We start from the raw sequence: 24,053 nt of genomic DNA on the forward strand, positions 1-24,053 counted from the left end.
ATTCCACGGATACTAAAGATAAAACACAATATAAAAATGCTTGTACCAAGTATATTAAAGTATCATTTGTTATAATGAAAAAATGATATGAATATATGAACTAATCAAGTATGTGTTAATATGTAGTTCATAACAAAAACGAATGTGAACGCAGTGCTATTTTCTGAATAATCAAAATACAACTTGATATTGTTCTGTATATTGTAAAATTAATCACCGAAATAAGGAGAGTAACCAATGAATAAAGCAGATTTAATTGCTCCAGAAACATATAACATCGTTAGCGAAATTGAAAAATATGCAAATAATCCGTCAAAAAAAGCGATTATTTTTAATGATCAAACTGGTGAAAAACGGGATATAACGTATAACCAATTGATAAAAAATGCAAACAAAGTTGGTCATATGTTTTTAAAATATGGCCTAAAAAAAGGTGATAAGTTATTAATCATGATGCCACGTGCGATTGAGACATATGAAATATATTTAGCCGCATGGAAATTAGGTATTATTATTGTGCCTAGTTCTGAAATGTTGCGTACTAAAGACTTACAATATCGTATAACACATGGTGAAATTAAGGCAGTTGTAGCCACAGGTGATAGCATCGAAGAGTTCAAAGGTGTTAAAGAATATGACTCATTACTTAAATTTATAGTTGGCAGCAAGGAAGATAATTGGATTAACGTTGAAGACGCGCAAACTGATGCCTCAGATGAGCTTGATACAGAAGCAACTTCAAGAGAAGATATCGCTTTATTATCGTATACTTCAGGCACAACAGGCAATCCAAAAGCAGTTGTCCACTCTCATGGTTGGGGATATGCGCATTTACAGATGGCTCCCAAGCATTGGTTAAGTATAACTGAAGATGATATCGTATGGGCAACAGCAGCACCGGGCTGGCAAAAATGGGTATGGAGTCCATTTTTATCAATTATGGGTTCAGGCGCAACGGCATTTGTTTATAATGGTAAATTTAATGCTGAGAAATATCTTGAATTATTAGAAACGTATCAAATCAATGTGCTTTGCTGTACACCAACAGAATATCGTTTAATGGCAAAATCTCCTGATTTAACAAAATATAATTTGTCACATTTACATAGTGCTGTATCTGCTGGAGAACCATTAAATAAAGAAGTTGTTAATAAATTCCAACAAAACTTTAACTTAACTGTTAGAGATGGCTATGGTCAGACAGAGAGTACGTTGTTAATCGGTTTCTTAAAGGATACAAAAGGACGTCCTGGGTCAATGGGTAAAGCTATTCCAGGTAGTTATGTTACAGTAATCGATGAAGATGGTAATCCTGCACAACCCAATGAAGTAGGGAATATTGCAGTGCCGTTAGACTTACCTGCATTATTTAAAGGCTATTATAAAGATGAAGCACGTACTGCGGACCCACAAGTTGGAGAATACTTTATTACTGGAGATTTAGCAAAAATGGATGAAGATGGTTACTTTTGGTTTGAAGGTAGAAGAGATGATATCATCATAAGTTCTGGCTATACCATAGGACCATTTGAAGTAGAAGATTCACTGACGAAACACCCATATGTAAAAGAATGTGCAGTCGTAGCGAGTCCACATGAAATTAGAGGGAATATCGTCAAAGCGTTTGTCATCTTGCAAGATGATGTTACAGGTGATGAAACTATTGTTAAAGAATTACAAAATTTTGTTAAACAAGACGTAGCACCTTATAAATATCCAAGAGCGATTGAATTTGTAGAAGATTTACCTAAAACAAATTCAGGTAAGATTAGACGCATTGAATTAAGAGAAGCGGAAAAAGAAAAATATTTATAAATCAATGTTGATTCATTAGAAAGAAAGCGCCCATCATTATTATTGTCAGTATGATGGGCGCTTGTTTTGTGTGTGAGTAATGTTATATCAAAATAAAAACATGGAACGCTACCGTTCCATGTTTTTAGTAAATATATTTATTATTGGAAACTTGCTCCGATTAAGGCAAATCCAATTGATACAACGATGTATACAATTGCCCAAATAATTGAAGCTTTTTTAGACAAGCGATTCGTTGCAAAGAGCATGATGCCAAATACATATGCGCTGATGAGTGTTTGTAAGTTAAGTGTGCCTAACATTTGGTTGCCTTTATCAAAGACATTTAAGCTTGCAATATTATAATCTGTAGGCGATAAACCAGCAATCCATTGAATTAATAAAATAATTAAACCTACGATGCCAGTAATTATAGTAAAACTTAATGTTGCAGAAAAGATAGGTTTTGCAGTTGCATCAGATTTCATTATCTTAGAAATAACTAAAAAGATTAAAAATGTAATACCAATACCAAATATACCACCAATTAAACCAGCGACGATGCCACCAATTAAACCAATCATTTGCATATTGCCCATATCTTGAGCACTTGCACCTGCATCTTGATAAATTTCATTGTAATCAATTGACATAGCACCTACTGCAGTTGAGAGTGCAATGACTACGATTGCAATGATTAGTTTGAGTCCCCATTTAGGTTGTTCACGTAATTTTGAAAAATGTTGTGCGAATGGTAAGTTAGAATTTTCCATGAATCCCTTGCCCCCTATATATATTATTTTCCAAAGCATAACATTACCTACAATATTTTAAAACACTTTTAAGAAAAACTTTAAATAAAATTAAAAAAATAAAATCTTTTTGATTACTATTGCCAATATTACAATATTGTTAGGTATATATTCACTGAAAAATATTGTATATAAAATAATGTTATGCATTATATTTTTTGTTGTGTGATTATGATAGTATCTAAAATGAATAATAATTTAAAGGAGTGTTTTAGCATTGAAGAAAAAGTGGATGTGGATTATCGGTGTTATTGTCGTTATCGTATTAATTGCAATTGCATTAATTTTAAAGCAAGCAAATAGTAGCTCAGACAAAAAGGATGGTTATGATACATATAAAGTGGAGAAAGAAAGTCCACTCAATTTAGAAGGTAAAGCTTCACCTAAATCAGTTAAAACATATAATAACAACAGTCAATTGGGAACGTATGTAAGTACTCAAGTTGATGATGGTCAATCAGTTAAACAAGGTGACCCACTCATCAATTATGAAATTAATAATAATAAACGCCAACAATTAGTTGATAAAGTGGACAATGCAAAAGATGAAAATGAGAGAGCGGAAGCACAACAACAACTTAACCAATATGATCGTCAAATGAACGATAGTATTTACGCTGCTTTTGACGGTAAAATTGATATTCAAAATAAAGAAAACGTTTCTGACGGAGAGCCTATTTTACAACTTGTTGCAGATGAACCACAAATTAAAGCAACTGTAACTGAATTTGATTTAGGGAAGATTAAAGAAGGCGACAAAGTAGACGTTAAAGTAACAAGTACTGGTAAAAAAGGTAAAGGCGAAATCAAGAAAATTTCAGAGTTGCCAAAAAGTTACGAAGAGAGTTTAAGTAAATCTGGAGGCGGAGCAGCAGCTGGTTCAGGTAGTGAGGAAGACGGCGGTGCTCAAGCTTCTAATCCAGTTTCTGACCCAAGCAGTGGAAGTGACTCAGATTCATCGAAATATACAATCGTAATTAGTGATATTGATATCCCTGTACGTGCAGGTTATTCCATGGAAGTTGAAGTGCCATTAGATGCCATTAAATTACCAAAATCAGTATTAACTAAAGATAATAATGTTTTTGTATTAGGTAAAGACAATAAAGTTGAAAAACGTGATATTAAAATTGATAAAGTAAACGGTGAAATTTTTGTAAAAGAGGGTCTGAAAAAAGGTGACAAATTAATTAAAAACCCTAAAAAATCTATGAATGATGGAGACAAAGTTGAGGTGTCATCATGATAGAACTTGTAGATATCAATAGACATTTCAAAAACGGCGATGAAGAAAATCACATTTTAAAAGACATCAATATCAACATTAAAGAAGGAGAATTCATAGCAATTATGGGGCCTTCGGGTTCTGGTAAAAGTACACTCATTAACATATTAGGGTTTATTGACAGAGGCTATGAAGGTGCTTATTTGTTTAATAAAGAGAATTATAAAAAAAGTTCGGATAATGAACTGGCAGAAATTAGAAATAAAACAGTAGGATTCGTTTTCCAGAACTTCAAATTAATTCAAAACAATACGATATTGGAAAATGTGAGCATTCCGTTAGTTTATGCAGGATTAGGGTCACAAGCACGTAAAGAAAAAGTAATCAATACATTACATGATGTTGGGCTATATGATAAAGAAAATTTAGTACCTAATAAATTATCAGGAGGGCAACAACAGCGTGTAGCCATTGCACGTGCTATCATCAATAACCCGAAATTTATCATTGCTGACGAACCTACAGGGGCACTTGATTCTAAAACGTCTGAAGATATTATTAATTTATTTATGAAATTAAATAAAGAACATCGCACAACGATGATTCTCGTAACACATGATCGCAAAGTAGCAGATAAAGCAGATCGCATTATTCATATACTAGATGGTCGTGTCCAAAGAGAAGAGGTGGTTGAATGAAGAATTTATCAAATATCATCGCCATTTCATTCAAATCCATTTTAAAGAATAAGCGTCGTAATATTTTTACTATGATTGGTATCATCATTGGTATTGCTGCAGTCATTACGATTATGTCTCTAGGTAATGGGTTTAAACAAACGGCATCAGAACAATTTGAAGATACAGGTGCAGGCAAAGATTCTGCTACGGTTAATTATATGACGAGTAGTGGTGAAGGTGCGAAAGATAATCCTTTTAGCCAGCAAGATTTGGATATTGCTAAACAAGTAAATGGTGTTACAGATGCAAAAATCAAAGAAAGTGACGATCAAGGTTATTCTGCAAAAATGACGAATGCCCAGAAAAAAGGCGACGTCAGCATTTTAAAGAAAAAAGAAATGACTAGCCCAGAAAAAGGCAAAGGCTTTAATGAAGACGATAATGAACTGAACAAAAAAGTCGTTACAGTCGATGACAAAATTGCCAAAGATGTATTCAATAATGATGCGATAGGTAAAACATTATATATTGATGATCAAGGATTTGAAGTTGTAGGCATAGCAAACGACGCTATGAACCCATCAGCTGTTAATATGCCTGCAAATACATTTGATAGATATATGGGACAATTAACGCAAGATTTTCCATCACTCCAATTATCATTAGCAGATGGTGCTGACAAGAAAGAAGTCGCAGACAAAGTCGCTAAAGAATTGAATAAAAAAGGTTCAGGCGCAGGCGATGGTAACTATAGTTACACAGATATGGAAGAATTTATGAAAAATATTAATAAAGTATTTGATGGCATTACTTACTTTGTGGCTGCTGTTGCAGGTATTTCATTATTTATCGCCGGAATCGGTGTTATGAATGTGATGTATATTTCAGTAACAGAGCGTACAGAAGAAATTGCAATTCGTCGTGCATTTGGTGCGAAAGCGCGCGATATTGAAATCCAGTTCTTGGTAGAAAGTGTTGTACTATGTGTAATTGGCGGTATCATTGGTCTAATCATAGGTATACTTGTCGCAAGCCTGGTAGATGCAGTAACACCAGACTATATTAAGAGTGCGGTTAGTCTAAGCTCAGTACTCATTGCTGTAGGTGTTTCTACATTAATTGGTATCGTATTTGGTTGGATTCCAGCACGTTCAGCAGCTAAGAAAGAACTCATTGATATTATTAAGTAATATTTTAAAAAGATGTAAAAAGAGACATTATCTTATATAAAATAGTTTCGTCATTTCATGCTATTCAAGTTGGCTAGAAAAGCGTAAACATTATAGCTCATGTATAAATATGACATGCAACAGGCTGGGACAAAAGAATTGTCTCAGCCTTTTATCCCATTGAACTCTAATTATCTTTGTTGGGTGGAATGATGTAGTCATTTTAAATACAATTAACAGTTAATGGCTTTTAGTTATTAAGTATTTAGATATACATTTAATTAAAAATAATAAAAATAAATATTTTTGAAAAATGTATTGTGTATTATTACGAGGTGTATTATGTTAATTTAGAAAGTGATTTAATGTAAAAGGTTAAGATTTTATCAAAAAATGAAATATAGGGGGTTATCATGGAGTATTTGCTCAATGTACAAAATTTAAACAAAACTTACGTTGATTCAGATTTTAATTTAAATCAAATTAATCTAACAATTGAACCCAATACAGTGGTAGGACTTATTGGAAAAAACGGTTCTGGTAAATCTACGTTGATTAATACATTAGTGGGAAATCGCTTTGCAGATGCTGGGGACATTCGGTTTTTGATACACAGATTTCTCGCGATGACTATGCGTATAAAGAACACCTAGGCGTTGTATTTGATGATCTTCGACTGCCTAATAAACTTAACGCAAAACAAATTAGTAAAGTGTTTTCTAATATTTATCGCACATGGGATGAACAACATTTTTTTGAAATGTTGGAGAATTTTGAATTACCGAAAGAACGTCAAATTAAAACTTTTTCCCGTGGTATGAGTATGAAAATTTCAATATCTATTGCTCTGTCTCATGATAGTAAACTTTTAATCTTAGACGAAGCTACGGCAGGGATGGATGTTTCGGGACGTGAAGAAGTATTAGAAATACTTGAAGATTTTGTTGATGAAGGTAACGGTATTTTAATTTCATCACATATTTCGGAGGATATTGAGACGCTTGCAGATAAATTAGTATTTATGAAAAATGGGCGTATTTTATTACAAGAGCATAAAGATACATTACTAAATGATTATGGCATTGTTTCGTTTGAAGAAGGGGAATTTGATGTTAATCACAGTAATGTTGTTGCTTATCGCATACATAAAGGAACAGGGAAAGCACTTGTAAACCAAAATAAAGATATAGAGTTAGCACAGCCATTAAAAAATATTGATGATGCCACAAAAATATTAATGAGAGGAGAATTAGCATGAAGGGTTACTTACTGAGTTATTATTTTACAAATCAAAAATCAATTTATATATATTTATTGTTAAGTATTCCAATTTGTTTGTTTTTCTCCTTTACAAATCCAATAATGGCTAGTTTCATGCCTATGATATTTTTAGTTTCACCAGCTACAGATAATTTAAAAAATGAAAAAGACTCAAAGTGGATGTATTTTGTTTCTACATTACCCTATAGCAGAAACACTTATGTGAGTAGTCATTTTGCATTTTATAGCTTATTGGCACTAACAGGGATGGTGGTGTCACTTGTGATTAATGCAATTGTTGCAGGTAGTATTGTTAGTGGAGTGAATTCAGCGTTGCTTGGTACAGGATTTATCGCGTTGTATTCGCTTATTTTCCCATTTACTTTTAAAATGGGTGCGGAAAAATCAAATGTCATATTTATGATTGTATCTATTATCGTAGTCATTTTGTTCTTTGTTTATTATTTTGTAGGTATGGCCATATTATCAGGAACAGGTAATCTTATAGAAGAAATTAGTAAAAACCTGTGGTATGGTGGTATTTTTGCATTGATTGGCTTAATCGTTATGGTGCTTTCATTTATTGCTTCTAAACAAGCATTTAAGTATAAAGAGTTATAATGAACAAAGCTTAACTACTGTCTATCTTGACAAACACGAATAATCGTTATATCTTATTAATATTAAAAGTTTAAAATTTAGGCATACTTTTCTATGTTTTTCTATATAATTAAAGCTTTAGCAAGTTGTTAATCAGTGTGTATTGGCAAATTGAAAAAGTGAATAAATAGTAGTGGAAATAAGAAATTGTACGTCTTAACGTAAAAAAATATAAAATTAGCATATTTTAAAATAAATGAATATATAATAGGTAGCAAAGCAAAACACTCATCATATGTGCGTTGTAATGAAGCCGACAATGATAATAAGTCAGTATCGATTTATTATTAATTGTCGGCTTTTTTCGTGGAAAATATAATTTTAAATTAAGTGTTTTATTACTATTATAAATTTAAATGTCGTAGTACAGAAGGTAAGGTGATAATCGTGATTGACGCGCATATTTTTATAACATTATTATTTCTAACTCTAATTATTTCAATTTTAAGTAGTCTCTTTTTCTTAATAAAAAAAATATCGCCTAAATATGCACGAATACATATTTATTTTGTAGCATTACCGGCAATTGTGGCTAACTTAGGTCTTATATTGTCACAGAAAAATATAGAGATAGGTATATGGCGGTCTGACGTATTATCTTGGCCCATGGTTGGTTTTGTCCTCGTTATTGGTGTGATCATCCAACGTTACTGTATTCGTTATTTAGCTGGTGATAAAAGCTATAAAAAATACTTCACTTTATTTACTTTTACGACTACCTTCGCATCATTTGCTTGGTTAACTGCGGATATGAGAATTATGGTGATCAGTTGGGGATGTACATTATTAGGACTTACGATTTTGATTAGTTTAACAAGCGCCTGGAAAGTTACACGTGAAGCAGCGAAGGTAACAGGTAGGTTATTCATGTTAAGTTGGGTTGCGTTATTAAGTGCTGTTTTGTGGATTGGATTATCTACCGGTGAATGGCATTATTCTGTAGCTTTAAATGAAGCACATCTATCCATGCTTAACGGTTTGGCACAATTTGGTATTAATTTACTCATTGTACTAGCTGTTATGATTCCAGCGGCACAATGGCCCTTTCAACGTTGGTTAATCGAATCTGTAGCAGCACCTACACCAGTTTCTGCGATTATGCATGCTGGTATCGTTAATGCTGGTGGTATTATGTTAACCAGGTTTTCAGGCATTTTTAGTGGCGACATTGCATCTGTAATTTTATTAATTTTTGCAAGTGTCTCAGTATTACTAGGTGCAGGCATTAGTTTAGTCCATGTGGATTATAAAAGATTATTGGTGGGTTCTACGATAGGCCAAATGGGCTTTATGTTAATTCAGTGTGCATTAGGTGCATATATTCCTGCAATCATTCACTTGATTTTACATGGTTTATTCAAAGCGACTTTATTTTTACGCTCTGGATCAGCAGTGCGTCATTTTAGTGTACCGAGTCGTGCAAATGAAAGAATGTCATATGTATGGATAGTCAGTGGCCGTATTTTAGCGTTCCTGATTGGGTTAGGCTTTTGGTTGAGTGCACCAGAAGAAAGTTATCGTCTAGTGAGCGGTCTTATCTTAGCGTGGTCCTTATCTGTCTCATGGACACAGTTAGTAGCTTTTGGTGAAGGCAATTTTGGCCGTGTTATAGGTATGACGATACTCATCGTTGTAGGTGCAGTTTATTTTGTGGTGCATCATTATTTTTCAGATGCTTTACATACTCTGACAATTCACAGCGTACAACCACCTACTTTTATCGTTATTGCCGTAGCAATCATTTTATTGTTGGGTAGTTTGATTAGTACCTGGGTAGCACGTCACCGGTCTTCTGTCGTATTTTCAATTCTGTATATGTGGATTGTTCGTTTAGGAGATGCAAAGGTTGAAACGGTTGAACGTCATCCTAATTATTTAAAATCTTATTTGTCAAAAGGAGGGCACTAAATGGGAAAGCATAAAGAAATGACAAACCAAAATCAGCACAAAGATGATATCGATCAAATAATTTCTAAAGCGAGTAGGGTTATCGTTCCTTTATCGCCTATTTCTGTGTTTGCCGCAAGAAACCCTTGGTCAAATTTGGAGCAATATGAATTTAAAGATGTGGCACAATGGTTAGCAAATGTCCGTGACGTAGATATCTATCCTACAATGTATATGTTTGAACAAGCATATCAGCGTGACGAAATTGATAAAGATATGATTGAATTTAAATTACAAAAATGGTTAAATCAATCGGTGATCTCGATAGATAGACAGTTTGCTGAAAGTTATGCTAGAGCGATGTTAGATTTGTCTAATATAGTAGGTGTAACGCGTCATTCTGAAAATAAAAGACAAGTCAATCAACATAATGAAAAAATAAATTTAGACGATGAAACTAATACTGTGCCATTAGTAAGTACATATATTACGGATAAAAATGATAGACGGTTGATAGATGTTGTAGATTATCACGTTATTAAATGGTGCAAATTATATTTAGATGATGCGCAATCTGGATGGACGATGCCTAATAGAGAAAAGGGTTTATTCTTTGCATGGCAACGTTTGGTACAACATGATCCAGCATTGACCAAGCAACAACGTTCACGCTTGAAAACATTGCCAAATCAAGCTGAATCGCTCATTCATATGGTTTTACAAAAGCTGGGTATTGCTGAGGCACAGTATCAAACATATTTGGAAAATCATTTGCTATCATTACCTGGATGGGCTGGTATGATGCTATGGCAAGATGAACAAGCGTCTAATGCTGACCAAATGTTATTGTCTTATTTAGCTATTCGTCTGGGTATAGAATGGGCCATTGTTGAACCATATTTACCTGTGAATTCAGCAGAGAATCCAATAGCATATGAACGCGATGAATTTGCAGAGCATTGGATGTCTATTGGTATGTTTACGACAGAACAATGGCAACAACTATCTAAACTTGAAAAAAACGCTTATATAAATTTTGCATTACAATTTGAAAAACAAGGTCGTAGACAAATTTTATTAACGGCTTGGGAAGCAACATACGAGCATCAATTGGAAGGTACTGTAACCACACACACACATAAAGATAATGAGCAAGAAAGACAAAAGCCGCAAGTACAAATGGCATTTTGTATAGACGTACGCTCGGAACCTTTTCGACGTCAAATAGAAGCGGCTGGTGCATTTGAAACAATCGGTATTGCAGGATTTTTTGGTTTACCAATTGTCAAAGAAGCGTTGGGTCAATCACATAGTCATCCGTCTTTACCTGTGATGAACCTCCCGCAACATAAAATTAAAGAATACACACATGAGCAAGAACCTACAACTTTTCGTCAGCATCAACATATACTAAAATCGATTACGTATACATTTAAAAAAATGAAACAAAATGCTTTGCCGAGTCTACTATTGCCAGAATTAAGTGGCCCTTGGTTAACACTTCAAATGTTTTCACGAAGTTTCGCACCGAGACCAATAGGACAATTGATACGAAAGTTTTATGATAGTTGGTTACAAAAACCAAATGACACAGCGTTATCCTTAGATCATCGTAATATTCATGAAGAGGGTATACCAGTGGGTTTTACAAATGAAGAAAAAGTAGATTATGCGCAACAATCATTGCGCTTAATGGGATTAACTTTAGATTTTGCGCCATTAATCGTATTGTGTGGGCATGGCAGTCAAAGTGTGAACAATCCATATGCTTCTTCACTTGACTGTGGTGCGTGTGGTGGCGCAGCGAGCGGATTTAACGCGAAGGTATTAGCACAGCTTTGTAACTTAGCTGAAGTTAGAACAGCGTTAAATGAGAGAGGTATTGTCATTCCAGAAGACACTGTCTTTGCGGCAGCAGAGCACCAAACATCTACCGATGAATTAAATTGGATATACTTACCAACTATGTCAAAATCTGCGCAAAATGCTTTGAATCAAATTCAAACTGCAATGTCTGATATTACTTATCGAGCAAATGCACAACGATTGAAAGCATTACCAGATAATCACATCTTAAAACAAGACCCAATTAAAGAAGTACATCGTTTATCAAACGATTGGAGTGAGATTAGACCAGAATGGGGCTTAGCGAGAAACGCTTCGTTTATTATAGGGCCACGTGATTTAACAAAAAACAGCGACTTAAAAGGGCGAGCATTTTTACACAATTATGATTGGGAACAAGATAGTGATGGCAGCCTCTTAGCGAATATCATTAGTGGCCCAGCTACCGTGGCTCAATGGATTAATTTACAGTATTATGCCTCAACTGTCGCACCGCATTATTATGGTAGCGGTAGTAAAACAACACAGACAATTACGGCAGGTATAGGTGTTATGCAAGGTAATGCGAGTGATTTGTTGACGGGTCTACCTTGGCAATCTGTAATGTCGGCAGACAATAAAATGTATCATTCTCCTATTAGACTACTCATTGTCGTGCACGCGCCAAATGATTATATTAAACAGCTATTAAATGAACATCATGATTTTTATCAAAAGGTACACAATGGATGGGTTAAATTGGCAAGTATTGATGAATTTGGTAATTGGCAACACTGGTCAGTTGATTAACTTAAAAAGCGCTGTTCCGATTTGTTAATGGACAGAATAAGCAAATGATTTTTATATGATTTATCAAATTATTTTCTAGGTAATTGCGCATAACTATGGAGAAAAATATATAAAAATGATAATGTTAGCATTATTAAATAATACGACAATTAATTTTGATTCTATGGGAGATGCATTCGACATGAAAACAACTAAAGGTACCTATGAGTCTGAAATCAGTAAAGCAATTACACAATGGGAAAAAGACTTTCTTGGTCGTGGCTCACTGTCTGTAAAAACTGATATTTTGCGTGATATGATTATTGTTAGTTTACAAGGTGTGTTGACACAAGCTGAATATAAAGTTTGTGAGACACATGAAGGATTATTAACAATTAAACGTACTAGATCTAAACTTGTAGAATCCGGTATAGAAGCACTTGATGATATTGTTTTTTCAGTTACTGGTGAAGCAGTCAAAGGATTTCACACGGATTTAAGTTCTAAAACAGGTGAACGTGTCATGATATTTAAACTTTACAATAATCTTGAGCAAAAAATAGCAGAATAAAGAAATTATTGATGAAAGTGATAACTAAAAACTGAGGAAATGCTTTATTTCATGGGATGTTTGTAGTAATATTACTTACTGAGTATTAGAGAATCATAATTTTAAATTATGGTTCTTTTTCTTTTGTCTTTTTTAAATTACATAATTTAAATTTAATTAAACGTAAAAATTATATAAACTATAATTAAAAATTGATAGTATAAAGTGGGTAATGATAATATGGGAATTTCTGATTATAATCATACAAGCTGTAGCATGCTTTCTATGTAAATGAAAGTAGATATATACCCAAAATGATACGTTTATTCGTTAGACAAATTTAGTCGGAAGTTGGATGTGTTTAACAGTTTAAATAATTATAATAGAATGAGAAGAGTCTTTGACTAAGGGAGGAAATATTATTGGATCAAATCAAAAGTATCATGTATTCCTTAATAGAACCTTTAACTAAACCAGAAACATATCAAACGCTAATTTCCAATCTTATTATGATTGTGATATATATCATAGTAGCGTGGATAGTATTGCGTTTTATTAATAAAGGAATAGAACAATTTTTCAAAATACAAAATAAAGGTAAAAAAGCGAATAAAAAACGTTCAGCAACATTAATATCATTAGTTCAAAATATCGTAGCGTATGTGGTATGGTTTGTAGTGTTAACAACCATTTTAAGCAAGTTTGGTATTAGTGTTGAAGGTATTATTGCAAGTGCTGGGGTTGTTGGTTTAGCTGTTGGTTTTGGTGCACAAACAGTTGTTAAAGATATTATCACTGGTTTCTTCATTATATTCGAAAATCAATTTGATGTAGGAGATTATGTTAAAATAAATAATGGTGGTACAACTGTTGCAGAAGGTACAGTTAAAGTCATCGGTTTAAGATCAACAAAAATAAATACCATTACAGGTGAATTAACGACATTACCAAATGGCAGTATGGGTGAGATTACAAATTATTCAGTGACTAATGGTGAAGCAATTGTCGAAATCCCAGTTTCAGTAGAGGAAGATATTGATCAAGTAGAAAATGTCTTAACAGACCATTTTCAATCTATACAAACAAATTATTATTTGTTTATCTCTACACCGCAAGTTATTGGTATCAATTCAATCAGTCGAGATGAAATTGTATTGAGTGTATCTGCTGAAACAATTCCGGGCGAAGGTGCTTCCGGAGCGCGTATTTTAAGAAAAGAAATATTTAAATTGTTTAAGCAAAAAGATATTAAAACACCTAAGCCGATGATGTTACAATATGATCCTAATCGACAAAATAATGCTTAAATATTCGGAGGAGTGACAGAATGACATCAAATTACGGTTTAAATGACATTGTAGAGATGAAAAAGCAACACGCCTGTGGGACGAATCGTTTTAAAATCATTCGTGTAGGGGCAGATATCCGAATAAAATGTGAAAATTGTCAAAGAAGCATTATGATTCCGCGACAAACATTTAATAAAAAACTGAAAAAAATATTAGTATCTCATCAAGATACTGAAAATAAGGAGAATGAATAAATGGCTCTAACAGCAGGTATCGTTGGGCTTCCAAACGTAGGGAAGTCAACACTTTTTAATGCAATTACTAAAGCGGGTGCGCTCGCAGCGAATTACCCATTCGCAACGATTGATCCTAACGTTGGGATTGTTGAAGTTCCAGATAGTAGATTAGATGTATTGACAGATATGGTACAACCAAAGAAAACAATTCCCACAACTTTTGAATTCACTGATATTGCAGGGATTGTTAAAGGGGCTTCAAAAGGTGAAGGATTAGGAAATAAATTCCTATCTCATATTCGTGAAGTTGATGCAATTTGCCAAGTCGTACGTGCATTCGATGATGATAATGTGACGCATGTCTCTGGTCGTGTTAATCCTATTGATGATATTGAAGTTATCAATATGGAACTTGTATTGGCGGATTTGGAATCAGTTGAAAAACGTCTACCAAAATTAGAAAAAATGGCAAGACAAAAAGATAAAGATGCGGTTAATGAAGTTCGCATTTTATCAAGAATTAAAGAAGCTTTAGAAGAAGGTAATCCAGTAAGAAGTTTAGAATTTACTGAAGAAGATCAAAAATACGTAAACCAAGCACAATTATTAACATCTAAAGAAATGTTATATATTGCTAATGTCGGAGAAGACGAAATTGGCGATGAAGATAATGAAAAAGTTCAAGCTATTCGTGAATATGCTGGTAAAGAAAGTTCAGAAGTCATTGTCATCAGTGCTAAGATTGAAGAAGAAATTGCTACATTGGATGATGATGATAGAGCAATGTTCTTAGAAGATTTAGGCATTGAAGAGCCTGGTTTAGATCGTTTAATTCGCACAACTTATGACTTATTAGGTTTGGCAACTTACTTTACAGCGGGTGTACAAGAAGTACGTGCATGGACATTCATTAAAGGCATGACAGCTCCACAATGTGCAGGGATTATTCATACTGACTTTGAACGTGGCTTCATACGTGCAGAAGTGACAAGCTATGATGATTATGTAGAGTTTAATGGTGAAAATGGTGCTAAAGAAGCTGGGAAACAAAGATTAGAAGGTAAAGAATATATCATGAAAGATGGAGACATCGTTCACTTTAGATTTAATGTATAAAATAAAAGCTTACGCGTTACTTAATATTGTAATGCGTAAGCTTTTTTCAGAAATTTGGATAGTGAGTATGCCGGGAGTCTAGAATATTCATTTGGTTCATAGAAATGTTTTCATTAAATTTAACTGGCATAAGGTTAAAATTTTAAACTATATATACTTCTTAATTCTTGATGAATGAAATACATAAAAATATACGGTGATTCGAATATAGGTTATAAATAAAAGTGACATGACGTTGGTTGTGTTAAGTTTTACCTATCAAAATAATATTACGAATGCTGCAATGAAAAACTTAAGATGTAAACCACGATGTATCTACACCAGGCCCTGTATAATTGGCGTCGACATTTTGGTTTAATTCAGGTGAGGCATAGCTATCTGTATATTGCCATAACACATGTTCTTGCGTTGGTTGTTCTTGGTTATAGTTAGCGAGCCAATAGCCATCATATTGTCCCACTGATTCTGTAGCATGTTCTTTCATAAAGTTTTCATATGAATAAAATAAGATTTTTTTGTCTCCTGCAAGGCTACGCATTTTGTCATACCATGCAGTTGTACTTTCATCAGCGGTACCCGATGTCACAGTATTTTCTTCAAAATCATTAATATAAAAACTGGCTTTAGGTGCACGATTGTACAAGGTTTGTGCTTCATATCTGGCATCATCAGGGTTTTCATACATACTATAAGAGTAAACACCAAAATCTAAGTTATATTTATCTAATAAATTTGAGTTATGCTCTAATGCCGCATCGACTTTTTCAGAACCATATTGTGCACGAATAATAATGAAATCATAATTTGCTTTTAAATCTTTGACTTGTTGCGCTGAAAGCTTACCTTGCCATTCAGAAATATCTAAGACACGTTCACCAGAAGCTGTTGTACTGGCGTTAGAACGAAAGGCACTTTCTTGAGTTTCATTATTTTTTTCTTCCGGATGCTTTTCAATATATTTTTGATAGCCATATCCCATTGTTCCTTTTTGATTTGCTGTATTTTCAGCTGCGTGTACAGTATTAAATGTTATTGTAGTGGCAAACAGGACACTCATGGACAGCAATCCTTTTTTAATAACTGAAGTCATATAAATCTCCTTTGATTAATTTTGAGTTATGTAAACACGCCCTATGATTGTAATGATACAAATCAAGAACGTACATGATATGCTATTAGAATTAAAATGATTTATCAAGTTTATCTGGAATGACTTTTAAATTTATTTATAATCATTTTAAAGTGAATATAATATGTAATTTTTTATATAAATATTTGTATTAATGTGCGAGCTGTGGATGCTGAGTTGATAAAATGTTTCATATGAAACATGATGCAAAAATGTCATTTTGAACGTCTGATAATCATTGTAAAATGTAAAGCTCTGTGCTATAATTCTTGATTGTGAGTAATGAAAATTATTCCTTGCTTACCACAATGATGGTGAGCCGCATAGACCACAAGGAGGTGCAATTATAAAATGAGAACATATGAAGTTATGTACATCGTTCGCCCGAACATTGAAGAAGATGCTAAAAAAGCTGTCGTTGAACGTTTCAACGGTATCTTAGCTTCTCACGGATCAGAGGTTTTAGAAACTAAAGATTGGGGCAAACGTCGTTTAGCTTATGAAATTAATGATTTCAGTGAAGGTTACTACAACATCGTACGTATCCAAACTGAAGACAATGAAGCGACTGACGAATTCCAACGTTTAGCTAAAATCACAGACGATATCATCCGTTATATCGTAATTCGTGAAGACGAAGATAAGACAAGAAAATAATAAATGGGGGTCGTTTAAATGATAAATAGAGTTGTTTTAGTCGGTCGTTTAACGAAAGATCCAGAATATAGAACAACACCCTCAGGCGTGAGTGTTGCGACTTTTACTCTAGCAGTAAATCGTACGTTTACAAATGCGCAAGGGGAACGCGAAGCTGATTTCATTAACTGCGTTGTTTTTAGAAAACAAGCAGAAAATGTAAATAACTACTTATTCAAAGGTAGTCTAGCTGGCGTTGACGGTCGCATTCAATCACGTAGCTATGAAAACCAAGAAGGTCGTCGTATATTTGTAACTGAAGTTGTCTGCGATAGCGTTCAATTCCTTGAACCTAAAAACCAAAATCAGCGTCATGCTCAAGAAGGAAATAATAATTTCCAGAATTTTGGTGGACAACAATCCGGACAAAATACGTCATCTTATCAAAACAATAACAATAATAATAATTCATCAAACAATAATCAATCAGATAACCCATTTGCAAATGCAAACGGCCCTATTGATATTAGTGATGATGATTTACCATTCTAATTATAATGAACGCATAAAATTAAAAAACTATTAAAAGGAGGCAGTTACCATGGCAGGTGGACCAAGAAGAGGCGGACGTCGTCGTAAAAAAGTTTGTTATTTCACAGCAAACGGAATTACACACATCGACTATAAAGATACAGAATTATTAAAACGTTTTATCTCAGAACGCGGTAAAATTTTACCACGTCGTGTAACAGGTACTTCAGCTAAATATCAACGTATGTTGACATTAGCTATTAAACGTTCTCGTCATATGGCATTATTACCATATGTTAAAGAAGAACAATAATAGATATTGTATCTGAAAACCCCGTAGGCATATACCTACGGGGTTATTTTTGTGGATTTTTATTTGTGAAAAGGGCACTTTTTATTTTTTCTTTTAAATATAAGTAATATAGATAATGTGATAATACTACCTAGATACATAGTTAAGAATAAACCAATTAATAACATACTACCTGTAAAAGATTCATTGAATACTATGATAGGATTATTTTGTTGGTTGAAAACGTATCTCGTTAGTTCTAAGCAAATTAAATGGAATAGTACACTAGGCCAGATCGAGTTTGAATATTCTCTGTATAATTGTAATGTTATTCCAAAAATATATAACTGTATTGATAATACCAAAGGAGGGAATGTTAAGTTCCCTGTGGTAATAAGTGTACCAATTAAGTGACTTAGAAATCCAATTATTGTAAATATAAAAGGTAATAAAAATAATGTGGAGAAAAAAGAAAGCTTTTTTCGTAACTCGCTAAATATAACGCCTCGCATTAGTAACTCTTCTGGGAAAGCTTCATATAAAAAAGCTACTAAAATATTTAAAAGAAAAGCATACCAAGCACTGCCATCGGAACTCAAAGATAAGTTATGTAATGTTCCGGTTGCAAAACCTAAAAGGATTGATAGCATGAATAAGATTATCGGTAATACTAAAGTAATAATTAATGGTCTATTAGCTTTTTTTAATAAACCTATATCAGTTATGATATTCTTATTTGTTTGCTTGTAGATAAATAGAATAAAACTAATGGTAAGTAATGTGAACAATAAACCGCTAAATAATTGTGGTATGTCATTAGGTAAATTCGTTTTGTCTAGTAACTGAGGAGTGTTAGTTGAAATGATAAAAATAAGACAAGTTATAATAATGTAAAATATAAGATTGGTAAATTTAAAGTTCTTAGTGTTCACTATATATACATCCTTTCTAATATGTTCATCATATCTTTAGCCACTTGATCTGTAAGATGGGTGTATATTTCTAGTGTGATTTTATAATCACTGTGACCAACTCTATCTTGTATAGCTTTTAGGTTTATTCCTAATTGAGCAAGTGTAGATATATGCGTATGACGTAGTGTGTGTTGTGACACGCATACTAATTGAACTAACTTAATTATATTGTTCACCTTGTTTAAGTCAAAAGGATTACAAGCAGTGTTGGTAAATATATAACCTATCTATATACTTATCATCTAACTTGTTCTCTATACGGTCATTTAAGAGCAATGAGATTCTTTATGCGAATGTTCTTCATTTTATTTAGACAACCGATTACACGTTCCCATTTGTCTGTGTATGGGTCTTTGTTCTTCTCATAGAACCGATATTGAGTTTGATTATACTTATTAGTGAATTTGCTCATGCCATATGTTATCTTTTCTTGTCGGATTCAGTATTATTTTCTCTATAGTGCTTTAAGTGGTCATAGTTTTTCATAGTAATACTGTAATTGTATGTATAGAAAAATTGTATTGATAATATAAGTATTATAAAGGCATAGATAAGGATAATCATAGGATCTTTGCCAGCAAGTGAAAGTATAAAGATTAAAAAACCATTTATAAGACTACCTAAAAAAATAAAAATTAAAATAATATATCTATAAAGGATTGTGATTTTTAAACGCGAGTATTGTTTTGTTTTAGGATAACGTTTTTCAATCATTTTTCTATAAAAATTAAATTTGAAATTTGAAAGCAACTTTTTATTGCTGACCCTAGAAAAAACTTTAAGTTCAGTTTTTCTTTTTTGTTTATTATGAGCATATAGGTGTTTTTGATATTCAGTCATGTCATAGGATATCAAAGAGGTCCTTAATTTTGATTGAAATCCTAAGAGGAAATAAATTATAAACCAAATAACGAAAATTCCTAAATTAACATATAAATAAAAATAAGGTTTTATTGAAAATTCATTAAAAAATGATACAGCTAATGCGTTTAATACAACAATCATAATAGTTGTTATTATGATGAGGGCAATTGGAAACATCGCAGGCTTGATATTTTTTATGATTTTTACGTCTACAGAAGAATCCATAGGTGAAAGCTTTTTAATAGTGACAATTAGAGTTGCTATAAATGAAAGCATAGAACCCCAGTTGATATAATTAATCAGCCCGCTTAAAGATTCAGAAAAGTGTTGAATTGCTTGTTCATCCATCTAAAAACCCCTTTGTTATATTATTCATCTTTTTCTAATCCTAAAATAACCATTAACACAGCTGAAATGAGCATGAATGGTACAAAAATAGATGTTATTAAAAAACTACCAATCATGATTAGATAAAACTCATCAATTTTATATTTGCCAAATTTCATCATATCACTCCTCATAAAGTTATATTACTTCTTGTTATAGTCATCTATCGTAACGCCATCTTTTTTAACTTTTTTCGTACTTGCTCGTATTAATAAAATTGCATTAGCCATAAAAAATACTGCTAATATTAATGAAGTGGTAAATCCACCAATATTTGTATAATTAAAAATAATGAGTGTTATCATTAAAATGATATTAATTGTATGGTGTATAGCCATTTTCTTATTCATTTTCTCCACTCCTCAAATATTAATCCTCTGCTTTTTAACATTTGGAATCAAAAATATGTAATTAACTATCTAGCATTATTGTATTTTGTCTCGAAATCCATTAATGCAATTGTATAATTCTTCCATCATGAATCCTTTTCGTAATATTCTAAAAGTACTTTTAATTCCAAAATACTATATGTAACTGTACAATCTGAAAATATCAAAGGATAAGAAAGTGTATGTCCTTCATACCAAAAGCCCATATCAACAATTAATCTATTCAAATTATGTCAACTCCTAGAATGATTTGGATGGATACAACATATATTTTATAAAAAGTATGTTAGCATGGAAATATTATTATAACAAAAAGGGGTATTTATATGTGGAATAATATGGAGATAGTTGTTTCATTTATTATATTTGTAGGTGCGCTCATATTTGCTGTTTATTCATTTTACATTAATTCTATTACAGCAGGTATTGGTGCTTTAATTGTGACTACAGTAAATATCTATTACATGGTTCAAGCATTGAGAGACAAAAGAAAAGAAAGAGAAGATAATTACTAAGTGTAGGTATTGTATTAAATAATTATACAGACATCTGGATAATTCAGCACATTATTAATAAATTAAATTAATATATAAGTTTATGTAAATATGAGTGAGGTATTTTTCTAAAAATATTAGTTCAACAGGAGTGAGAAATTTGAAAAATAATATGGATACGAGTTTTATAATTGCTAATTTTATGAATGTAATTTTAGTACTATTATTTGCTTTTGGAGCGTTTAATCACCTTAATAGTTTTATTACAGTGATTTTTGCAATAATAACTGTTTTAAATGCAGGCTTTTTACTTTATAAAAGTATCGAAATTTCAAAGAAAAATAACCATTAAAAGCCTTAACTAAAGTATTTTCTACACTATATAATCCACTAACAGAAATTTAAAAAACATAAATATTAATCTTAAGTATTTTAAAATGAATATTCATATAGCATTTTGGAGGAATTTTATGAATCATGAAAATAATAAGAAAAAATATCAGAAAATAGAAGTTATAGCAAACACATTAGGCATAGCAGCTTTGATATTAGTATTTGCCTCATTGATTCTAGCTTTGATCTTTGAATGGAAATTTCTAGACTATGTTGTTAACGGGTCTGGCGTACTTATTATACTAAGCTTAATCATAGGTGCGATACCGCACGTTATGGAAAAAAATATCAAGATAATCCTTTTTGATATTCTCTTTATCGTAATAATAGCGATTATATTTTATAATTTATAAGGGGTTATGCATGAAATTTATCACTAAAATTGTAAGATGAAATCAAGTAAGTGTTAAAATATACAAATTTAAGATTTACATTAGCGTCACGTAGTTTTATAATTAGTTTTGCATGCCCACGGGTGTGCGAAAATGAGGAGATGGGTTTTCTGTGTGCCCTTGGGCATGCAGAAGATTCATAACTCCCGTTATAAGGCCCCTTTTATTAGGGGTCTTTTTGTATTTAAAAATATTAATTACTATTTACGTAAATAAAGTAATTGTGGTATTGTATTTTCATGTTGGTTATCGTAATATTCATGTGTTTGAAAATATACAAATAAAAAGGAGTTTATGCATATGAGTTTTATAATAATGATCATTGTAGGTGGCTTAATCGGTTGGATTGCAGGCGCTATCGTAGGTAAAGATATCCCAGGAGGTATCATTGGTAATATTGTTGCAGGTCTAGTTGGTTCTGCGATTGGTAGTAGATTGCTAGGTACTTGGGGCCCAGTATGGGGCGGCGTACCAATTTTCCCAGCATTGATTGGCTCAATTGTACTAATATTTATCGTTTCTCTTATCATTAAGTTACTTAGAAAAAAATAATTAAGTTAAATCGACTTACAAAAAGTTAGAAAAAATTTTTATTATAACGGGTAGAAATTATGATCTTTTTTGTAAAAATATTACGATAATCAACAACCATCTCTCAATGATAATATAAAGGTGGTTTAGTATGATAAACATTATTTCAGCTATTGGTTCTATCGGAACTTTTATAATGGCGCTATTTTATTTTGTTTCAGTTTCAATACAACTGTACCAAATGAAAATAAGTTTTATTCCTGCGCTCGGATTTAATCAAATTTTACTTTCTTTAGACAAAGATAATCAATTACAAATGATTAATACAAGTTCTGATTCTGTTGAACATCAAGATTATTTAAAATTGTTTAATCTAGGTGGCGGGGCAGCAAAAGATATTGAGATTGAAATTATTCTTAATGAAGATAACGTAATTCAAAAGAAATATGTAAGTATATTACCAAGTAAAGAAGGTTATTTATTACCAATTAATAAAGACGTTTTTGATGAATTGCAAAGTACAATTCAAAATAATGGTTATGAATCTAATTTAAATATTAGAATTAATTATTACCATAACGTTAGTAGAAAAGTAAAAACAATTATGCTCAATGGTAAATTAGATAGATTTAATACGTATGATGAAAAAGAACTTTATGAATTACAATTTATTAATAAATAATACACTTTGTGCTTTGTGTATATATATAAACATTTTATGAAAAACACTCATTTGATAACTTAAAGGTTATGGTGAGTGTTTTTGTTATGTTTTATGACATAGATTTGCTGAAGATTTGCTTTAAATATACAATGAACCTGAGGTGAAGCGATATGATCAGACAAGCACGACAATCAGACTTACAATCGATTTTAACTATATATAATTATGCAATATTAAATACGACTGCAGTTTATACATATGAGCCAGTAACTATTGAAGAAAGAGAAACTTGGTTTCATAAAAAATTAGAGCAAAACGAACCCATTTTTGTATATTTAAAAGATGGCAAAGTTGTTGGATTTGCAACGTATGGCTCGTTTAGAAATTGGCCAGCGTATCAACACACTGTAGAACATTCGATTTATGTTGATCCAGAAACGAGAAATGAAGGTATAGCTTCACAACTGTTACTTAAATTAATTGAAGATATCAAAAACAGCAATTATAAGACGATTATTGCAGGTATTGACGCATCAAATACCGCTAGTATTAAATTACATGAAAAATATGGCTTTGAATTTTGTGGAAATATAAAAAGTGTCGGTTACAAATTTGGCAGATGGTTGGACTTAGCTTTTTATCAATTGATATTGAAATAATTATGTTTAAAGCCAAACGATGGTATTTTAAAATAAGTTAATAATTTATTATAGAAATAGAACCAAAACCAAAGTTTCGAATGGAAAAATAAGTGGTTGTTAGTTTAATGTATAGAAAGGGTATGGATAAATAAATTATATTACCTTTTCATAAGAGATTTATATTTTTATGTAATGATACGCTTTGAAAATCTTATTAATATGACTTGGGGTGATTGTGATGGCTGTGTTTGCGTTGTTATTTCATTTAGTCTGTTTAATTATTGTTTTAATCGCAGGTTTTAAAGCATTAAAAGAGTTCAGAAAACCTATGAATCAACGTAATCAAAGAAAAATAGATTCCATCTTAGTACTTGTGTTAGTGGTGGCTTTGATTGCGATACTGTCTAGTGTTTTTACAGATATTTAATAAAATGTCGTTGCTCAA

Annotated in this window: 28 protein-coding genes and 3 pseudogenes; 22 read left to right on the top strand and 9 right to left on the bottom strand. The window is 32.2% G+C overall.

What is annotated here, in order from left to right; translation table 11 throughout:
• The first annotated feature begins 237 nt into the window (after positions 1-237).
• Positions 238-1,815 carry an acyl-CoA synthetase MbcS gene (mbcS, locus tag FYJ81_RS09640; protein ID WP_107385866.1) on the top strand — a complete coding sequence of 526 codons (1,578 nt, stop codon included), beginning with the start codon at positions 238-240 and terminating at the stop codon, positions 1,813-1,815.
• Positions 1,816-1,955: 140 nt separating this feature from the next.
• On the opposite strand, the gene FYJ81_RS09645 is transcribed toward mbcS, so the two are convergent.
• On the bottom strand, positions 1,956-2,567 hold the full coding sequence (locus tag FYJ81_RS09645; protein ID WP_107384200.1) for a YIP1 family protein: 612 nt from the start codon (positions 2,565-2,567) through the stop codon (positions 1,956-1,958).
• Positions 2,568-2,823: 256 nt separating this feature from the next.
• Between FYJ81_RS09645 and FYJ81_RS09650 the strand changes: the two genes are divergently transcribed.
• From FYJ81_RS09650 to ychF, 11 genes and pseudogenes are all read left to right on the top strand, one after another.
• Positions 2,824-3,852 (top strand): efflux RND transporter periplasmic adaptor subunit, encoded by a 1,029-nt coding sequence (locus FYJ81_RS09650; RefSeq protein ID WP_107384201.1) that lies wholly within the window; start codon positions 2,824-2,826, stop codon positions 3,850-3,852.
• Positions 3,849-4,529 (top strand): ABC transporter ATP-binding protein, encoded by a 681-nt coding sequence (locus tag FYJ81_RS09655; protein WP_107384202.1) that lies wholly within the window; start codon positions 3,849-3,851, stop codon positions 4,527-4,529. Before FYJ81_RS09650 ends, FYJ81_RS09655 begins: the two co-directional genes overlap by 4 nt.
• On the top strand, positions 4,526-5,701 hold the full coding sequence (locus tag FYJ81_RS09660; RefSeq protein WP_107384203.1) for an ABC transporter permease: 1,176 nt from the start codon (positions 4,526-4,528) through the stop codon (positions 5,699-5,701). The genes FYJ81_RS09655 and FYJ81_RS09660 overlap by 4 nt, the downstream gene beginning before the upstream one ends.
• A gap of 392 nt (positions 5,702-6,093) precedes the next feature.
• Positions 6,094-6,938 (top strand): annotated as a pseudogene (locus FYJ81_RS09665) (ABC transporter ATP-binding protein).
• Positions 6,935-7,561, top strand: a complete 627-nt coding sequence (locus FYJ81_RS09670) for an ABC-2 transporter permease (protein ID WP_107384205.1) — start codon at positions 6,935-6,937, stop codon at positions 7,559-7,561. The pseudogene FYJ81_RS09665 and the gene FYJ81_RS09670 overlap by 4 nt, the downstream one beginning before the upstream one ends.
• A gap of 417 nt (positions 7,562-7,978) precedes the next feature.
• Positions 7,979-9,508 carry an NADH dehydrogenase subunit 5 gene (locus FYJ81_RS09675; protein WP_107384206.1) on the top strand — a complete coding sequence of 510 codons (1,530 nt, stop codon included), beginning with the start codon at positions 7,979-7,981 and terminating at the stop codon, positions 9,506-9,508.
• Positions 9,509-12,121, top strand: a complete 2,613-nt coding sequence (locus FYJ81_RS09680) for a DUF2309 domain-containing protein (protein ID WP_154409603.1) — start codon at positions 9,509-9,511, stop codon at positions 12,119-12,121.
• 181 nt (positions 12,122-12,302) lie between these two features.
• Positions 12,303-12,671, top strand: coding sequence for a DUF2294 domain-containing protein (locus tag FYJ81_RS09685; RefSeq protein WP_107384209.1), 369 nt, complete (start codon positions 12,303-12,305; stop codon positions 12,669-12,671).
• A 401-nt stretch (positions 12,672-13,072) separates the two neighbouring features.
• Positions 13,073-13,957 carry a mechanosensitive ion channel family protein gene (locus FYJ81_RS09690; RefSeq protein WP_107385196.1) on the top strand — a complete coding sequence of 295 codons (885 nt, stop codon included), beginning with the start codon at positions 13,073-13,075 and terminating at the stop codon, positions 13,955-13,957.
• A gap of 20 nt (positions 13,958-13,977) precedes the next feature.
• The gene (locus tag FYJ81_RS09695) at positions 13,978-14,193 is read left to right on the top strand and encodes a DUF951 domain-containing protein (RefSeq protein ID WP_046836920.1); all 216 of its coding nucleotides are present in this window, start codon (positions 13,978-13,980) and stop codon (positions 14,191-14,193) included.
• On the top strand, positions 14,194-15,291 hold the full coding sequence (gene ychF / locus FYJ81_RS09700) for a redox-regulated ATPase YchF (RefSeq protein WP_107385197.1): 1,098 nt from the start codon (positions 14,194-14,196) through the stop codon (positions 15,289-15,291).
• Positions 15,292-15,583: 292 nt separating this feature from the next.
• On the opposite strand, the gene FYJ81_RS09705 is transcribed toward ychF, so the two are convergent.
• Positions 15,584-16,381 carry a GH25 family lysozyme gene (locus tag FYJ81_RS09705; protein WP_107385198.1) on the bottom strand — a complete coding sequence of 266 codons (798 nt, stop codon included), beginning with the start codon at positions 16,379-16,381 and terminating at the stop codon, positions 15,584-15,586.
• Positions 16,382-16,771: 390 nt separating this feature from the next.
• Here FYJ81_RS09705 and rpsF point away from each other — a divergent pair, with 390 nt between their 5' ends.
• Genes rpsF through rpsR form a run of 3 tightly spaced genes read left to right on the top strand, consistent with a single transcriptional unit; the run spans position 16,772 to position 17,900 of the window.
• Positions 16,772-17,077: a 30S ribosomal protein S6 gene (rpsF, locus tag FYJ81_RS09710; protein WP_019469843.1), complete on the top strand. Its 306-nt coding sequence runs from the start codon at positions 16,772-16,774 to the stop codon at positions 17,075-17,077.
• 18 nt (positions 17,078-17,095) lie between these two features.
• Positions 17,096-17,608 carry a single-stranded DNA-binding protein gene (gene ssb, locus FYJ81_RS09715; protein ID WP_107385199.1) on the top strand — a complete coding sequence of 171 codons (513 nt, stop codon included), beginning with the start codon at positions 17,096-17,098 and terminating at the stop codon, positions 17,606-17,608.
• Positions 17,609-17,657: 49 nt separating this feature from the next.
• Positions 17,658-17,900: a 30S ribosomal protein S18 gene (rpsR, locus tag FYJ81_RS09720; protein ID WP_002484306.1), complete on the top strand. Its 243-nt coding sequence runs from the start codon at positions 17,658-17,660 to the stop codon at positions 17,898-17,900.
• Positions 17,901-17,959: 59 nt separating this feature from the next.
• Here the strand turns inward: rpsR and FYJ81_RS13020 are convergent, their stop codons facing one another.
• The 7 genes and pseudogenes from FYJ81_RS13020 to FYJ81_RS09745 all read right to left on the bottom strand — a co-directional run bounded on the left by FYJ81_RS13020 (position 17,960) and on the right by FYJ81_RS09745 (position 20,720).
• On the bottom strand, positions 17,960-18,811 hold the full coding sequence (locus FYJ81_RS13020; RefSeq protein ID WP_157948818.1) for a CPBP family intramembrane glutamic endopeptidase: 852 nt from the start codon (positions 18,809-18,811) through the stop codon (positions 17,960-17,962).
• Positions 18,811-19,129, bottom strand: a pseudogene (locus FYJ81_RS09730) (tyrosine-type recombinase/integrase); the annotation flags it as partial. The gene FYJ81_RS13020 and the pseudogene FYJ81_RS09730, both read right to left, overlap by 1 nt.
• Before the next feature lie 28 nt (positions 19,130-19,157).
• Positions 19,158-19,265 (bottom strand): annotated as a pseudogene (locus FYJ81_RS13330) (hypothetical protein); the annotation flags it as partial.
• 8 nt (positions 19,266-19,273) lie between these two features.
• Entirely contained in the window at positions 19,274-20,065 is a 792-nt protein-coding gene (locus FYJ81_RS09735) for a hypothetical protein (protein WP_107524090.1), read from the bottom strand.
• Between the two features lie 20 nt (positions 20,066-20,085).
• Positions 20,086-20,223 (bottom strand): hypothetical protein, encoded by a 138-nt coding sequence (locus tag FYJ81_RS13025; protein ID WP_181187407.1) that lies wholly within the window; start codon positions 20,221-20,223, stop codon positions 20,086-20,088.
• A 24-nt stretch (positions 20,224-20,247) separates the two neighbouring features.
• Positions 20,248-20,454 (bottom strand): hypothetical protein, encoded by a 207-nt coding sequence (locus FYJ81_RS09740; RefSeq protein WP_107383836.1) that lies wholly within the window; start codon positions 20,452-20,454, stop codon positions 20,248-20,250.
• A gap of 125 nt (positions 20,455-20,579) precedes the next feature.
• Positions 20,580-20,720, bottom strand: a complete 141-nt coding sequence (locus FYJ81_RS09745) for a hypothetical protein (RefSeq protein ID WP_154409604.1) — start codon at positions 20,718-20,720, stop codon at positions 20,580-20,582.
• A 99-nt stretch (positions 20,721-20,819) separates the two neighbouring features.
• On the opposite strand from FYJ81_RS09745, the gene FYJ81_RS09750 reads away from it, so the two are divergent.
• The 7 genes from FYJ81_RS09750 to FYJ81_RS09780 all read left to right on the top strand — a co-directional run bounded on the left by FYJ81_RS09750 (position 20,820) and on the right by FYJ81_RS09780 (position 24,035).
• Entirely contained in the window at positions 20,820-21,008 is a 189-nt protein-coding gene (locus tag FYJ81_RS09750) for a hypothetical protein (protein ID WP_107383837.1), read from the top strand.
• Positions 21,009-21,138: 130 nt separating this feature from the next.
• A complete protein-coding gene (locus tag FYJ81_RS09755; protein ID WP_233431507.1) occupies positions 21,139-21,339 on the top strand; it encodes a hypothetical protein in 201 nt (66 codons plus the stop codon).
• Positions 21,340-21,457: 118 nt separating this feature from the next.
• Positions 21,458-21,733 carry a hypothetical protein gene (locus tag FYJ81_RS09760; protein WP_107383839.1) on the top strand — a complete coding sequence of 92 codons (276 nt, stop codon included), beginning with the start codon at positions 21,458-21,460 and terminating at the stop codon, positions 21,731-21,733.
• A gap of 339 nt (positions 21,734-22,072) precedes the next feature.
• A complete protein-coding gene (locus FYJ81_RS09765; protein ID WP_107383840.1) occupies positions 22,073-22,324 on the top strand; it encodes a GlsB/YeaQ/YmgE family stress response membrane protein in 252 nt (83 codons plus the stop codon).
• Positions 22,325-22,454: 130 nt separating this feature from the next.
• Positions 22,455-22,985, top strand: a complete 531-nt coding sequence (locus tag FYJ81_RS09770) for a hypothetical protein (RefSeq protein WP_107383841.1) — start codon at positions 22,455-22,457, stop codon at positions 22,983-22,985.
• 152 nt (positions 22,986-23,137) lie between these two features.
• Positions 23,138-23,626: a GNAT family N-acetyltransferase gene (locus FYJ81_RS09775; RefSeq protein WP_107383842.1), complete on the top strand. Its 489-nt coding sequence runs from the start codon at positions 23,138-23,140 to the stop codon at positions 23,624-23,626.
• A 220-nt stretch (positions 23,627-23,846) separates the two neighbouring features.
• A complete protein-coding gene (locus tag FYJ81_RS09780; protein ID WP_046207074.1) occupies positions 23,847-24,035 on the top strand; it encodes a hypothetical protein in 189 nt (62 codons plus the stop codon).
• Positions 24,036-24,053: the final 18 nt, after the last annotated feature.

Source organism: Staphylococcus sp. McC-251-APC-3A2 (assembly GCF_009695665.1).
In the GTDB taxonomy this organism is placed as follows: Bacteria; Bacillota; Bacilli; order Staphylococcales; family Staphylococcaceae; genus Staphylococcus; species Staphylococcus cohnii.